This window comes from Mitsuokella jalaludinii DSM 13811 (assembly GCF_000702905.1).
Lineage (GTDB): Bacteria > Bacillota > Negativicutes > Selenomonadales > Selenomonadaceae > Mitsuokella > Mitsuokella jalaludinii.
Genome location: NZ_JNKR01000021.1, coordinates 15,233 through 29,362, shown reverse-complemented (window position 1 = coordinate 29,362; position 14,130 = coordinate 15,233). Strand labels below are relative to the sequence as shown.

At 58.9% G+C, this 14,130-nt stretch carries 10 protein-coding genes and 2 tRNA genes; 9 read left to right on the top strand and 3 right to left on the bottom strand.

Going from position 1 to position 14,130, the window contains the following annotated elements:
* Positions 1–277: 277 nt before the first annotated feature.
* A complete protein-coding gene (locus T518_RS09360) occupies positions 278–1,156 on the top strand; it encodes a LysR family transcriptional regulator (RefSeq protein ID WP_036378465.1) in 879 nt (292 codons plus the stop codon).
* Between the two features lie 66 nt (positions 1,157–1,222).
* Here the strand turns inward: T518_RS09360 and T518_RS09355 are convergent, their stop codons facing one another.
* From T518_RS09355 to T518_RS09345, 3 genes are all read right to left on the bottom strand, one after another.
* A complete protein-coding gene (locus T518_RS09355) occupies positions 1,223–2,710 on the bottom strand; it encodes a class I adenylate-forming enzyme family protein (RefSeq protein ID WP_036378463.1) in 1,488 nt (495 codons plus the stop codon).
* 135 nt (positions 2,711–2,845) lie between these two features.
* A complete protein-coding gene (locus tag T518_RS09350) occupies positions 2,846–4,240 on the bottom strand; it encodes an amino acid permease (protein WP_036378462.1) in 1,395 nt (464 codons plus the stop codon).
* Positions 4,241–4,382: 142 nt separating this feature from the next.
* On the bottom strand, positions 4,383–5,105 hold the full coding sequence (locus tag T518_RS09345) for a phosphatase (protein ID WP_036378461.1): 723 nt from the start codon (positions 5,103–5,105) through the stop codon (positions 4,383–4,385).
* A 175-nt stretch (positions 5,106–5,280) separates the two neighbouring features.
* On the opposite strand from T518_RS09345, the gene T518_RS09340 reads away from it, so the two are divergent.
* From T518_RS09340 to araA, 8 genes are all read left to right on the top strand, one after another.
* Positions 5,281–5,357 (top strand) — tRNA-Val (locus T518_RS09340).
* Between the two features lie 46 nt (positions 5,358–5,403).
* Positions 5,404–5,480: transfer RNA gene (locus T518_RS09335), tRNA-Val, on the top strand.
* Positions 5,481–5,778: 298 nt separating this feature from the next.
* Entirely contained in the window at positions 5,779–7,071 is a 1,293-nt protein-coding gene (gene purB / locus T518_RS09330; RefSeq protein ID WP_036378460.1) for an adenylosuccinate lyase, read from the top strand.
* A 103-nt stretch (positions 7,072–7,174) separates the two neighbouring features.
* Positions 7,175–8,461: an adenylosuccinate synthase gene (locus T518_RS09325; RefSeq protein ID WP_036378459.1), complete on the top strand. Its 1,287-nt coding sequence runs from the start codon at positions 7,175–7,177 to the stop codon at positions 8,459–8,461.
* A gap of 227 nt (positions 8,462–8,688) precedes the next feature.
* Positions 8,689–10,107: a sugar porter family MFS transporter gene (locus T518_RS09320; RefSeq protein WP_036378458.1), complete on the top strand. Its 1,419-nt coding sequence runs from the start codon at positions 8,689–8,691 to the stop codon at positions 10,105–10,107.
* Positions 10,108–10,162: 55 nt separating this feature from the next.
* Positions 10,163–11,776, top strand: a complete 1,614-nt coding sequence (locus tag T518_RS09315) for a xylulokinase (RefSeq protein ID WP_036378457.1) — start codon at positions 10,163–10,165, stop codon at positions 11,774–11,776.
* 33 nt (positions 11,777–11,809) lie between these two features.
* Complete coding sequence (locus tag T518_RS09310; RefSeq protein ID WP_036378456.1) at positions 11,810–12,538, top strand: L-ribulose-5-phosphate 4-epimerase; 729 nt, start codon at positions 11,810–11,812, stop codon at positions 12,536–12,538.
* A 59-nt stretch (positions 12,539–12,597) separates the two neighbouring features.
* Positions 12,598–14,025, top strand: coding sequence for an L-arabinose isomerase (gene araA, locus T518_RS09305; RefSeq protein WP_036378455.1), 1,428 nt, complete (start codon positions 12,598–12,600; stop codon positions 14,023–14,025).
* The last annotated feature ends 105 nt before the right edge of the window (positions 14,026–14,130 follow it).

The window sequence follows — 14,130 nt, the reverse complement described above, 5'->3', positions numbered from 1 at the left end:
GACCGACAAGCGCTTTTAAGCGCAGCTGGTAAGCAGAGGCCTTATAAGGCCGTAAATATAAAACCCCCGGCTATGCCGGGGGATATTTATTTTATTAGAAAATAAGCAGTAAACAAAAAAATAAATGGTGTCCTTTCTTACAGAGAGCATTCATAGCTTCATGCTATAATAGAGTGTGACAGAATCGCAATGAAAAGAAAGAGAAGTGCACGGGTTGAGCGCGGCGCGCTTCTCGCTTCTCGCTTCTCGCTTATCAGGAAAGGTGAATCGTATCATGATGACATTGACGCAGATGCGTTATTTCTATGAGGTCTGCCAGTGGCAGAATATCACGAAGGCCGCCGAGCATCTCCATGTCTCGCAGCCGACGATCAGCGTGGCGATGCAGACGCTCGAGGCAGAGACGGGGCTGAACCTGTTTCACCGCGAAGGCCGGAAGCTCGTCGTGACGCCGGAGGGCAGCAAGTTACTTGTTAAGGTCAACCACATTTTAAGCCAGATGGACCAGCTCGAACTGGAGATCCAGGACATGGCGCACAACCGCAATCACATCCGCATGGCGTTGCCGTTGCAGATCGGCACGCGCTTCCTGCCGCGCATCCTCGGCGAGTTCCGTCGCACGCATCCGCAGATCAAGCTCGAGATCATCGAGTCGGGCGGCATCAGCGCTCTGCAGATGGTTGAGGACGAGAAACTCGACATCGCCCTGACGAACTACACGACAGGCTTCAGCCAGAAGCTTCATTACCAGAAGCTCTACGACTGCGAATGCTGTTTCGTCACGTACCCGTCCCATCCGCTGGCCAAGCGCAAGGCCGTCTCGTTCGCCGATCTTGCCGATGAAGAGCTCGTCATGCTCGACAGCCACTACTTCATCTACCGCATGGTCCACGACCTCTACGCCGCACACAGCTGCAAGCCCCGCATCATCCACTTCTCGCCGTACCTCCACACAATCAAGAACCTCGTCGAGCGCGGCATCTGCTCGACCTTCCTCGCCCGCCAGGCCGTGCTTCCCGACGAGAACCTCGTCGCCGTCTCCCTCGAGGAGCCCTTCTATATCAACTCCGGCATCGTCACCAAGAAGGGCCGCCAAGTCTACGAGGACGAGCAGCACCTCATTGATTACCTGCAGGAAATCACGAAGGAGATGTAAAGGCAGACACAAAAAATGAGAGACCTTCCTCTGAAAGTCTCTCATTTTTGCTGTTCTCTTATTTCGTTATTTCGCGTTCTTCTTGGCGAGGAAGTCCTTGAGGATCTGGCGCTTGGCGATCTTGCCGGTCGAAGTGCGCGGCAGGGACGGGAGCTCGTGGAACTCGCGCGGGATCTTGTAGAGCGCGAGGTTGGCCTGCAGGAATTTCTTGAGCTCGCGGATGTTGATGGAGGCGCCGTCGTGCAGGCTGTAGAAGCAGGCGCCGGCCTGGCCGCGCAGCTTGTCGTCGATGCCGACGACGGCAGCTTCGCTGATGCCCGGGAACTGGTAGATGAGCTCTTCGACTTCGCGCGGGTAGATGTTCTCGCCCATGCTGATGATCATGTCCTTGATGCGGTCGACGATGTAGATGTAGCCCTCTTCGTCGGCGCGGGCGACGTCGCCCGTGTGGAGCCAGCCGCCGCGCAGCGCGTTCTTCGTCGCGTCGGGCAGGTTCCAGTAGCCGAGCATGATGTTGTCGCCCTTGACGATGAGCTCGCCGGCCTCGCCCTTCGGCACTTCGTTGCCGTCGGAGTCGATGAGCTTCCAGGCGACGCCCGGCACGACGGGGCCGCAGGAGCCGACTTTCGGCTTTTCGGGCGGGTTCATCGTGACGACCGGCGACGTCTCGGAGAGGCCGTAGCCCTCGCAGATGTCGACGCCGAACTTGTTCATGAAGTCCTGCTCAATCTGCAGAGGCAGCGTCGTGCCGCCCGAGACGACGAGGCGCAGCGAGGCCATGTCTTCCTTGCTCGCGAGCTTCGTCAGCAGGCTGCAGATCGACGGCACGATGTAGAGGTCGTTGATCTTCTCCTCGCGGATGACGCTGATCGTCTCTTTCGGCGTGAAGGAGTCGAGGATGACGATCTCGGCGCCACAGTAGAGCGGGTAGAGCACGGAACAGGTCCAGCCGAAGCAGTGGTACATCGGCAGCACGCAGAGCACGTGGTGCTCGGCCTTGCAGTGCATGATGCTCATCTGGCTGGCGTTGGTGACGAGATTGCGATGCGAGAGGACGGCGCCCTTCGGCGAGCCCGTCGTGCCGGACGTGTAGATGATGACGCAGGGGTTCTGCTCATCGAAGGTCGGCGGCAGGGACGGCGCAGCCGGGATGCTCGCGTCGATCTTGCCCATCTGGCGGATGTCGTGCTGTGTCACGCGCATGTCGCAGCGCAGGGCGGAGAGCGCGTCGACGAGGTTCAGCGGCTGGTACGTCAGGATGTGGCGCGAGCCAGAATCCTTGATGATGTAGGCAATCTCACGGCTGCTGAGCTGGAAGTTGATCGGCACGGCGATGGCGCCGAGCGAGGCGATCGCCATATAGGCGTAGATGTAGTCCGCACTGTTGCGGGAGAAGATGCTGACGCGGTCGCCGACGCGGACTCCGGCAGCGTAGAGGCGGTTGCGGCAGGCTGCGACGTGCTCCTGCAGCTCGCGGTAGGTGATGCGGCGTTCGTGATCGACGATGGCGAGGGAATCAGGTTCCCCCTGGCAGATCAGTTCATGTACAAACATTCTATTCCCTATTCCTTCCTCGAGAGCAAAATGCTCCCATAGCACAGGATAAATTCCCTTTGTATAGCTCTAATTTTATACCAGGTCATAAAGTTTGTCAAAGCATAATGTACCCCGGTGTGATTTTCGCCGCACTCATTCTTCGTCGTCATGCGGATGCGCGAGGGCGCTGTGCTGGTAGCTGTAGCCGAAGTAGACGAGACAGCCGAAAGTGCACCAGACGATGAAGCGGACCCAGGTCTCCCAGGGCAGGTGGTACATGAGGTAGCCGCAGGTCAGGACGGCGAGCGGCGCGATGAGCCAGACGAGCGGGCAGCGGAAGGTGCGTGGCACGTCCGGCTTCGTGATGCGCAGGACGAGGACGCCGATGGCCGCGACCAGGAACGCGGAGAGCGTGCCGATGTTGGCCATCTCGGCGATGACGCCGATGGGGACGAAGCCCGCGATGATCGAGACGAAGATGCCGCCCATGACGGTGACGATGTACGGCGTGTGGTAGCGCTTGTGGATCTTGCAGACGCGCGCTGGGACCATGCCGTCGCGGCTCATGGCGAAGAAGATGCGGGCCTGGCCGTAGAGCAGGACGAGCAGGACGGTCGTGATGCCGGCAATGGCGCCGACACCGACGACGGCGGAGCCGAGGTTGTAGCCGATGTAGCGCAGGGCGAAGGCGACTGGCTCCGGGTTGTTGAGCTCGGTGTAGGGCACGATGCCCGTCAGCACGCCGGCGACGACGACGTAGAGGGCGGTGCAGATGACGAGCGAGCCGATGATGCCAATCGGCAGGTCGTGCGACGGGTTCTTGCATTCCTCGGCGCTCGTCGCGACGGCATCGAAGCCGATGTAGGCGAAGAAGACGATGGCCGCGCCGCCGAAGATGCCCGAGACGCCGAACGGCATGAAGGGCTCCCAGTTCATCGTGTCGACGTGTGGGATGGCGAGCAGCAGGAAGATGGCGATGGCCGTGAGCTTGACCCCGACGAGGATGCGGTTGAGCTTCGTGCTCTCCTGCGTGCCGCGGATCAGCAGGACGGAGAGTAGCAGCGTGATGAAGATGGCGGGGATGTTGATGATGCCGCCGTCTGCCGGCACGTGTGTCAGCGCGTGGCCGGGGTCGATGCCCGCCGAGAGCAGGAGACCCGTGACGTAGCCTGACCAGCCCGAGGCGACGGCGCTCGCGGTGACGGTGTACTCGAGGATGAGGTTCCAGCCGACGATGAAGGCGATGAACTCGCCGAGCGATGCATACGTGTAGGTGTAGGCGCTGCCCGAAGCCGGCACGATGGAGGAGAATTCTGCGTAGGCGAGGCCGGCGAGCGCACAGGCGAGTCCGGAGATCATGAAGGAGATCGTGACGGCCGGGCCCGCGTACTTGGCGGCGGCGACGCCCGTCAGGACGAAGATGCCTGTGCCGATGACACAGCCGATGCCGAGCAGGATGAGGTCAAAGGCGCCGAGCGTCTTGGCCATGCCCGAATGAGCAGCCGTCTCGCGCATCTGCTCAATACTTTTGGTACGGAACAAGTTCATTTTTTACCATTCCCTTTTCTGTCTACAATACATTAGCGCAGCATGATAAATAAGATTTACAACGTTACTATTATAAGTAAGGAAAAAGCCTCCGTCAATATGACAGAGGCTCGATGTGGCAATGTGGAGGCGATGTGCAGCGTCAGGCGCGGATCCATTCCTTGAATTTCTCCGGCGAGCTGTTGATGACGAGTTCTTCCGGGAAATCGGCCTCGCGGATGACTTCTTCCGAGAGCGCATGATTGCCGACATCGAGGTCGATGTGCGCATCGCTGCCCATGATGACGTGCGTGCCGTACTTCTTGCAGGCCTGCAGCATCTTCTTGGCGAGGTCGCGCGAGCCGGAGCGGCTGCCGCCCGGGCGGTAGGAGCTGTTGTTGCACTCGAGCAGGACGTGGCGCTCTGCGGCAGCCTTGGCAATCTTGTCGAAGTCGACCGGGAAGCGCGGATTGTCCGGATGGCCGATGATCTTGACCTGTGGGATCCACATGGCGCTCATGATGGCCGTCGTGTTGTCGAGTTCCGTACCCGGATTGATGCAGGGGTCGTGTAGGCTCGCGATGGCGTAGTCGACGGAGCACAGAGCCTTCTCCTCGAGGTCGACCTTGCCCGTCGTGTTCAGGATGTTGAGCTCCACGCCCATGAGGAGTTCCACGCCGGCTTCCTTGCCGTAGACCTCGCGGTCAAAGATGCGCAGGTTCTCGAAGTAGAAGCGGTGCGTCGAGCCCGGCATGGCCGGTGCGTGGTCGGCGATGCCAACGAGTGCGAGCCCCTTCTTGCTGCCCGCTGCGATCATCTCGCGGATCGTGTTGTAGGCATGGCCGCTGGCCAGCGTGTGCATGTGGACGTCGAGTAAGTCTTTCATAAAATCAATCCCCCAAACAATTGATAGTATCCTGCCTCTCATTATACCACGATACTGTGTTTGGAGGGGGTCAGATGGGGGCAAATCGAGGTGCCAAAATTTTTTCAAGAAATTTGGATTTACCTGTTGACATTTCGAGGGGACTCCTTTATAATAAATCTTGTCGTTAAGATATGGGGTTATAGCTCAGTTGGTTAGAGTGTCTCGTTGACATCGAGGAGGTCACAGATTCGAATTCTGTTAACCCCACCATTTATGAAAGATGAGGTTTCGTCGAACGGCGAAACCTTTTTTGTTTGCTCGCTTAGCTCAGTTGGCTAGAGCATCTCCGTCACATGGAGGGGGTCGGGGGTTCGAATCCCTCAGCGAGCACCATATTGACATCCAGGCCGTGCGCATTGCGCACGGCTTTTATTTTTGCCTTTGCTTGTTTTTGGAATGATGCGCCTGTGCGGATCGGCTCTGCTTCCTATATTGTAGGAAACGGGCGGGTACATTGACACTGGGGCCTGCAAGATGATATGATAGATAAGGGAATATCGGTAACTTCTCCAAACTCAAAACGAGACTTTCCGGAGGCAAGACAGTCGGGGAGTCAATTTGAGTTTTTTCGTCGTGTTTTCACTTCCGCGGTGCAGAGACGCCGCCAGGAAATTGAGGAGGAAATCACTAAATGATCGAGCGTTATACTAAGCCGGAAATGGGCCATCTCTGGTCTATCGAGAACGAGTGGCAGCAGATCCTGAATGTCGAGATGGCTGCCTGCGATGCCATGGCCGAACTCGGAGAGATCCCGAAAGAGGCTGCCAAGAACATTCGCGCGAAAGCAAAATTCGATGTCAACCGCATCCATGAGATCGAGTCGGTCACGCACCACGACATCATCGCGTTCCTGACGAACGTCGCCGAGAATGTTGGTGATGACTCCAAGTACATCCACAAGGGCCTGACGTCTTCGGATGTCAAGGACACGGCATACTGCATGATGATGCGCGATGCCTGCACGATCATCCTCGATGACCTCAAGAAGTTCCGCGAGGTCCTGCGCCGCCGCGCGAAGGAATTCAAGCATACGCCGTGCATCGGCCGCACGCATGGCATCCATGCAGAGCCGATGACGTTCGGCCTCAAGCTCCTGCTCTGGAGCGCTGAGATCGAGCGCGACATTGAGCGCATGGAGCATGCCAAGAAGATCGTCTCGGTCTGCAAGCTCTCGGGCGCTGTCGGCACGTACTCGAACATCGACCCGAAGATCGAGCAGATGGTCGGCAAGAAGCTTGGCCTGACGCCGGTGCGCCTCGCCACGCAGGTCATCCAGCGCGACCGCCACGCTGAGTTCGTCACGTCGATCGCCATCTGCTCCTCGACGCTCGAGAAGATTGCGACGGAAGTCCGCAACCTGCAGCGCACGGATATCCGCGAGGCTGAGGAGTACTTCTCCCCGGGCCAGAAGGGTTCTTCCGCTATGCCGCACAAGCGCAACCCGATCAACTGCGAGCGCATCTCCGGCATGGCCCGCCTGAACCGCGGCAATGCCGTCGCAGCTCTCGAGGACATCACGCTCTGGCATGAGCGCGATATCTCCCACTCGTCCGTCGAGCGCGTCATCCTGCCGGATTCGTCGATTAACCTCGACTACTGCACGCAGAAGCTCACGGACATCATCGACAAGCTGCTCGTCTACCCGGACAAGATGCTCCACGACATGAACCGCACGGGCGGCCTGATCTACAGCCAGCGCATCCTGCTGTCGGTTGTCGACAAGGGCGTGCTGCGCGAGGATGCCTACAAGTGGGTACAGCGCAACGCTATGAAGCGCTGGATGGAAGGCCAGGACTTCCGCACGAGCGTCGAGCAGGACCCGGATATCACGAAGTACCTGACGAAGGAAGAGATCGATGACTGCTTCGACTACAAGTACTTCCTGCGCCATGTCGATATGATCTTCGAGCGCTTCGGCCTCTGAGCATACAACTAGTGAATGAAAGCCTCTTCTCCCTTCGGGGAGAAGGCTTTTCTATGTCTGTGGACATCGCACCGGATGATCCATCATAAAGGAGAGACTCATTATGTCAACAGTAGTAGTAACGGGCACCCAGTGGGGCGATGAGGGCAAGGGCAAGATTGTCGACTACCTCGCCCAGAAGGCTGAGACGGTCGTTCGCTTCCAGGGCGGCAGCAACGCCGGCCATACCGTCGTCGTCGATGGTGTAGACTATAAGCTGCGCCTGATGCCGTCGGGTATCCTCTTCAAGGGTTCGCACTGCGTCATCGGCAACGGCGTCGCATTCAACCCGAAGGTCATGCTGCAGGAGATGGACGGCCTCGCAGAGCGCGGCATCGATCTCTCTGGCATCCGCATCAGCAACCGCGCGCAGCTCGTCCTGCCGTATCACTGCCTGATGGATCAGCTCGCCGATGATGCGCGCGGCAAGGGCAAGGTCGGCACGACGCACAACGGCATCGGCCCGTGCTATGTCGACCGCGACAACCGCATCGGCATCCGCGTCTGCGACTTCATCGACAAGGAGGAGTTCGCAAAGCGCCTCAAGGAGAACCTCGCGATCAAGAACCGCGAGCTCAAGCTGCTCTACGACCATGAGCCGCTCGACTATGATGAGATCCTCGCTGAGTACAACGGCTACGCAGACCGCCTGCGCCCGTACGTCTGCGACACGATTGCCCTGCTCGACGAGGAGATCAAGGCCGGCCGCAAGATCCTCTTTGAGGGTGCACAGGCCACGATGCTCGACATCGACTACGGCACGTATCCGTACGTCACGGCTTCGCACCCGATCTCGGGCGGCGTCGCCATCGGTGCCGGTGTAGCTCCGCAGAAGATCGATAAGGTCGTCGGCATCGTCAAGGCCTACTGCACGCGTGTAGGCGAGGGCCCATTCCCGACGGAACAGCTCAACGCGACGGGCGAGAAGCTGCGCGAAGTCGGCCACGAGTACGGCGTCGTCACGGGCCGTCCGCGCCGCACGGGCTGGCTCGACGCCTGCGTCGTCCGCTATGCCGGCATCCTCTCGGGCATCGACTACATGGCCGTCACGCGCCTCGACATCCTCGACAGCTTCGACGAGATCAAGATGTGCGTCGCCTACAAGTACAAGGGTGAGATCCTCAACGAGATCCCGGCAAGCCTCAAGGTCCTCGCAGAAGTCGAGCCGGTCTACGAGACGTTCCCAGGCTGGAAGTGCGATATCACCAAGGTCCGCAAGTACGAAGACCTGCCGGAGAACGCCAAGAAGTACCTCACGCGCATGGCAGAAGTCACGGGCATCGGCCTCGGCATCGTCTCCGTCGGCCCGAACCGCGACGAGACGATCGTCATCGCCAACGACATCTTCTGATTGGCAATACTGTAGGATATAGAGCAAGGTGCAGCTGCGATTGGGCAGCTGCACCTTTTTTTACAAAAGAGTCAGAAAACAACCTATAATCATTTAAGTCAACAAGAAATTAAAAACAATAAAAATAGATTGACAAACAGAGCGGCCGGTGCTATATTTAAATCATGAAATGTGCTCGAACACAAATGAGCCTAACCAATGAATTTTAAACAAAGGAGAGACAAGAAATGGTAACAAGCACAGGCAATGCACCGGAGAAGAAGATCTCCAGCGCATTCATTTATTTCTTTGGATCTTTTGGAGGCATCCTCTTTGGTTATGATATCGGCGTCATGACCGGTGCGCTGCCGTTCCTGCAGAATGACTGGAGTTTGCAGGGCAATGCCAGCATCATCGGTTGGATTACATCGGCAGTTATGTTTGGTGCAATTTTTGGCGGTGCAATGGCAGGACAGCTTTCGGACCGTCTCGGCCGCCGCAAGATGATCCTTATCTCGGCTATCATCTTCGTCATCGGCTCTATCCTCTCTGGTATTGCGCCGCATAATGGTGAGTATTACCTCATCGGCGTCCGCATTCTTCTGGGCCTAGCTGTCGGCGCAGCTTCTGCTCTTGTTCCGGCTTACATGTCGGAGATGGCGCCGGCTCATCTGCGTGGCCGCCTTTCGGGCATCAACCAGACGATGATCGTCTCGGGCATGCTGCTCTCTTACGTCGTCGACTTCCTGCTCAAGGACCTGCCTGAGACGATGGCATGGCGCCTGATGCTCGGCCTTGCTGCTGTACCGGCCATCATCCTCTTCCTCGGCGTCCTGCGCCTGCCGGAATCCCCGCGTTTCCTCGTCAACCACGGTTTCGTCGAAGAGGCACGCCGTGTGCTCGGTTACATCCGCAAGAATGACAAAGAGGTCGCGGCAGAGCTTGCTGACATCCAGAAAACGGCAGCCAGCGAAGCGCAGGCTCAGAGCAAGACGACGTTTGCCACGCTCCTCTCGGACAAGTACCGCTACCTCGTGACGGCTGGTGTCGGCGTCGCCGCTTTCCAGCAGTTCCAGGGTGCTAATGCAATCTTCTACTACATCCCGCTGATTGTCGAGAAGGCGACGGGCCAGGCTGCCAGCTCGCAGCTCATGTGGCCGATCATCCAGGGCGTCCTGCTCGTCCTCGGTTCGCTGATCTTCCTCGTCATCGCCGATAAGTTCAACCGTCGCACGCTGCTGACGGTTGGCGGCACGATCATGGGCCTCTCGTTCATCCTGCCGGCTGTCATCAACAGCATCATCCCGGATGCTGACCCGATGATGATTGTCTTCTTCCTCTGCATCTACGTCGCATTCTACTCCTTCACGTGGGCCCCGCTCACCTGGGTCATCGTTGGCGAAATCTTCCCGCTGGCCATCCGCGGCCGCGCTTCGGGCCTTGCATCCTCGTTCAACTGGATCGGTTCCTTCCTCGTCGGCCTGCTGTTCCCGATCATGACGGCTTCGTTCTCGCAGGCAACGGTCTTCGCTATCTTCGGCGTCATCTGCATGCTCGGCGTATGCTTCATCCGCACCTGCGTACCGGAGACGCGCGGCCACACGCTTGAGGAAATCGAAGCTGCTGGTACGAAGAAAGCTGCCAATGCATCGATGCACAATGCCTGATTGCCAGATCGCATTTGGATAAGGTCATTTCAAAAGGGCAAAGGGAAGGTTTACCATGGATTTAAAGAAAAATGCTGCAGCGATCGAGGCGGGCCGCACGGCCCTCGGCCTCGAGCTCGGCTCGACGAATATCAAGATGGTGCTGGTCAATGAAGCCTGTGAGACGCTGGCTTCGACGAGCTACGGCTGGGAGAATCAGCTGGAGAACGGCATCTGGACGTACGACCTCGCAAAGGTCTGGCTCGGCATCGAGGACGCGTTCCACAGCCTGACGGCTGATGTGCAGAGCCGCTACCACGTGGAGATCAAGACAATCGGCTCGATTGGCGTCAGTGCCATGATGCACGGCTACCTGCCGTTCGACAAGACGGGCAAACAGCTCGCTCCGTTCCGGACCTGGCGCAACAATATCACGGGTGAGTCCGCTGCCAAGCTCACGGAGCTCTTCGGCTTCAACATCCCGCAGCGCTGGAGCATCGCGCATCTTTATCAGGCCATCCTCAATGGGGAAGAGCATGTCAAGGATATCGCGTTCCTGACGACGCTGGCCGGCTATGTGCACTGGCAGCTCAGCGGTGAGAAGGTGCTCGGCATCGGCGATGCCTCGGGCATGTTCCCGATTGACGAGCAGACGGGCACGTACGACGCTGCGATGATGGAAGCGTTTGACGGCCTCGACGAGGTCAAGCGCTATCCGTGGAAGCTCGCCGACATCCTGCCGAAGCCGCTGCGCGCCGGCAAGACTGCCGGCCAGCTGACGAAGGAAGGCGCATGGCTGCTCGACCCGACGGGCAAGCTGCAGCCGGGCGCGCTGATGGCACCGCCTGAGGGCGATGCCGGCACTGGCATGGTCGCGACAAACGCCGTGCGCAAGCGCACGGGCAACATCTCGGTCGGCACGTCGGCCTTCTCGATGAATGTCCTCGATGCGCCGCTCAAGGCCGTGCACCGCGACATCGACATCGTGACGACGCCGGACGGCGCTCCCGTCGCGATGGTCCACACCAATAACTGCTCGAGCGATCTCAACGCCTGGGTCCAGCTCTTCGGCGAGTTCGCCGAGCTCATCGGCCATGGCCAGACGCCAGCGAAGCTCTACCGGACGCTGTTTGAAGTCTCGCAGCGCGCAGACCGCGATGCCGGCGGCCTCCTCAACTACAGCTGCCTGTCCGGCGAGAACATCACGGATGTGGAGACGGGGCGCCCCCTCTTCGTGCGCGCGCCGCACAGTCACATGAATCTCGCGAACTTCATGCTCGCCCAGCTCTACGGCTGCTTCGCCCCGCTCAAGATCGGCATGGACATTCTCGTCAAGGAGGAGGGCGTGCAGACGGACGTCATGATTGCACAGGGCGGCCTGTTCAAGACGCCGGTCATCGGTCAGCAGGTCCTCGCGGACTGCCTTGGCCTGCCGATCACCGTCATGGAGACGGCAGGAGAGGGCGGCCCCTGGGGCATGGCCGTGCTCGCCGTCTTTGCCAAGTGGCACGGCGAGAAGGCGCTGGCGGATTTCCTCGACGACGAGGTCTTCCACAACCCCGAGAGCTCGACACTCTTGCCGACGGAAGAAGGCCGCCTCGGCTGCCAGAAGTTCATCGCAGCTTACCGCGCAGGTCTCACCGTCGAGCGCGAGGCGGGCAAGGCCGTCGCCGACCCGGCAGATGCGTGATCTATCGTGATATCGTGAAAGGATAATCCAGATATGTTAGAAGAACTCAAGCAGGAAGTCTATGAAGCCAACATGATGCTGCCGAAGCTCGGCATCGTCACGTTCACCTGGGGCAATGTCTCGGGCATTGACCGCGAGAAGAACCTCTTTGTCATCAAGCCTTCGGGTGTGCCGTACGAGGAACTCAAACCGTCGGACATGGTCGTTGTCGACCTCGAGGGTCATGTCGTCGAAGGCGAGATGAACCCGTCGAGCGACACGATGACGCATCTCGTGCTCTACAAGGCATTCCCGAACATCAAGGCCGTCGTCCACACGCATTCCAAGTGGGCCGTCTCGTTCGCTGAGGCTGGTGTGCCGATCGAAGCACTCGGCACGACGCATGCCGACACGTTTTACGGCGATGTCCCCGTGACAGATGCACTGACGAAGCAGGAAATCGAAGAAGCCTACGAAGAGAACACGGGCAAGGTCATCGTCCGCACGTTCGAGGAGTACGGCATTGACCCGGATGCTGTGCCGGCCGTCCTCGTCAAGCAGCACGGCCCGTTCACCTGGGGGCCAAGCCCCAAGAAGGCCGTCGAGAACGCTAAGATTCTCGAGGTTGTCGCCGAGATGAACTACCACGCACTGCAGCTCACGCGCGCTGACATCCGCGTGCCGCAGTTCCTGCTCGACAAGCATTACTACCGCAAGCACGGCGCGAATGCCTATTACGGCCAGAATAACGCCAAGTCAAAGAGCGGTGCCACGCACAAGTAAGCAATCCCTCCTGCAGTACGCTGCAGGAGGTAACATACAAGTAGAAGGGAAGTAACATCATGTTGAAACTCACGCACGATTATAAATTCTGGTTTGTCGCAGGCTCTCAGTTCCTCTATGGCGAGGAGCAGCTCAAGAACGTTGCCCGCGATGCGGAAGACATCGTCAAGAAGCTCAATGCGAGTGGCAAGCTGCCGTACCCGATCGAGTTCAAAGGCGTCATGACGACGGCTGACGGCATCACGCAGTTCATGAAGGATGTCAACTACAACGACGATGTCGCAGGCGTCATCACCTGGATGCACACGTTCTCCCCGGCGAAGAACTGGATTCGCGGCACGAAGCTCCTGCAGAAGCCTCTGCTGCACCTCGCGACGCAGTACCTCGACAAGATTCCGTACGACACGATCGACTTCGACTACATGAACCTCAATCAGAGTGCACACGGTGACCGCGAGTACGGCTACCTCAATGCCCGTCTCGGCCTCAACAACAAGATTGTCTACGGCTGGTGGGGCGATGAAGAAGTCCAGGATGAGATCGCTTCGTGGGAAGACGTCGCCGTCGCCTACAACGAGAGTTTCCGCATCAAGGTCTGCCGCTTCGGCGATACGATGCGCAATGTAGCCGTCACGGAGGGCGATAAGGTCCAGGCGCAGATCCAGCTCGGCTGGACGGTCGACTACTGGCCGGTCGGCGATCTCGTCGAAGTCGTCGATGGTGTCAGCGAGGCGGACATCGACGCCGAGTACAAGAAACTCCAGGATCTGTACACGTTCAACCCGCAGGAGAACAGCCCGGAGAAATTCGAGAGCTCGGTCCGCTATCAGCTGCGCGAGTACCTCGGCATCAAGAAGTTCCTCGATGACAAGGGCTACACGGCCTTCACGACGAACTTCGAGGACCTCAAGGGCCTCAAGCAGTTGCCGGGCCTCGCTGCTCAGCTCCTGATGCGCGATGGCTACGGATTCGGCGCAGAGGGCGACTGGAAGACGGCGGCCCTGACGCGTCTCCTCAAGATCATGGCCCACAATGACCGCACGGTCTTCATGGAAGACTACACGCTCGACCTGCGCAAGGGCCATGAGGCCATCCTTGGCGCACACATGCTCGAGGTCGACCCGACGATTGCCAGCGACAAACCGCGCGTCGAAGTCCATCCGCTCGACATCGGCGGCAAGGACGATCCGGCCCGCCTCGTCTTCACGGGCGCTGACGGAGACGGCATCGACTGCACGGTCGCGGACTTCCGCGATGGCTTCCGCCTCATCAGCTACCCGGTCGACTGCCGCAAGGCTGAGGCCGAGACGCCGCATCTGCCGGTTGCAAAGCAGCTCTGGACGCCGAAAGTCGGCCTCAAGAAGGGCGCGACGGAGTGGATCCATGCTGGCGGCGGCCATCACACGGTCCTCTCCTTCCGCATCACGGAAGAGCAGATCCATGACCTTGGCACGATGCTGGGCATGAACCTCGTCGAGATCTGCTGACACTTTGTTTTCCTTTGTATCCATACACCTATATACAAAAGGCGCATCCCGTTCCTTCTGGAACGGGATGCGCCTTTTGTTGTACGATTAACGATTATCTGTTCG

Bases quoted from the DNA above. Each gene is read 5' to 3' on its own strand.
- T518_RS09360 (WP_036378465.1), top strand. From the start codon at position 278: ATGACATTGACGCAGATGCGTTATTTCTATGAGGTCTGCCAGTGGCAG.
- T518_RS09345 (WP_036378461.1), bottom strand. From the start codon at position 5,105: ATGAAAGACTTACTCGACGTCCACATGCACACGCTGGCCAGCGGCCAT.
- T518_RS09315 (WP_036378457.1), top strand. From the start codon at position 10,163: ATGGATTTAAAGAAAAATGCTGCAGCGATCGAGGCGGGCCGCACGGCC.
- T518_RS09355 (WP_036378463.1), bottom strand. From the start codon at position 2,710: ATGTTTGTACATGAACTGATCTGCCAGGGGGAACCTGATTCCCTCGCC.
- araA (WP_036378455.1), top strand. From the start codon at position 12,598: ATGTTGAAACTCACGCACGATTATAAATTCTGGTTTGTCGCAGGCTCT.
- T518_RS09320 (WP_036378458.1), top strand. From the start codon at position 8,689: ATGGTAACAAGCACAGGCAATGCACCGGAGAAGAAGATCTCCAGCGCA.
- T518_RS09325 (WP_036378459.1), top strand. From the start codon at position 7,175: ATGTCAACAGTAGTAGTAACGGGCACCCAGTGGGGCGATGAGGGCAAG.
- purB (WP_036378460.1), top strand. From the start codon at position 5,779: ATGATCGAGCGTTATACTAAGCCGGAAATGGGCCATCTCTGGTCTATC.
- T518_RS09350 (WP_036378462.1), bottom strand. From the start codon at position 4,240: ATGAACTTGTTCCGTACCAAAAGTATTGAGCAGATGCGCGAGACGGCT.
- T518_RS09310 (WP_036378456.1), top strand. From the start codon at position 11,810: ATGTTAGAAGAACTCAAGCAGGAAGTCTATGAAGCCAACATGATGCTG.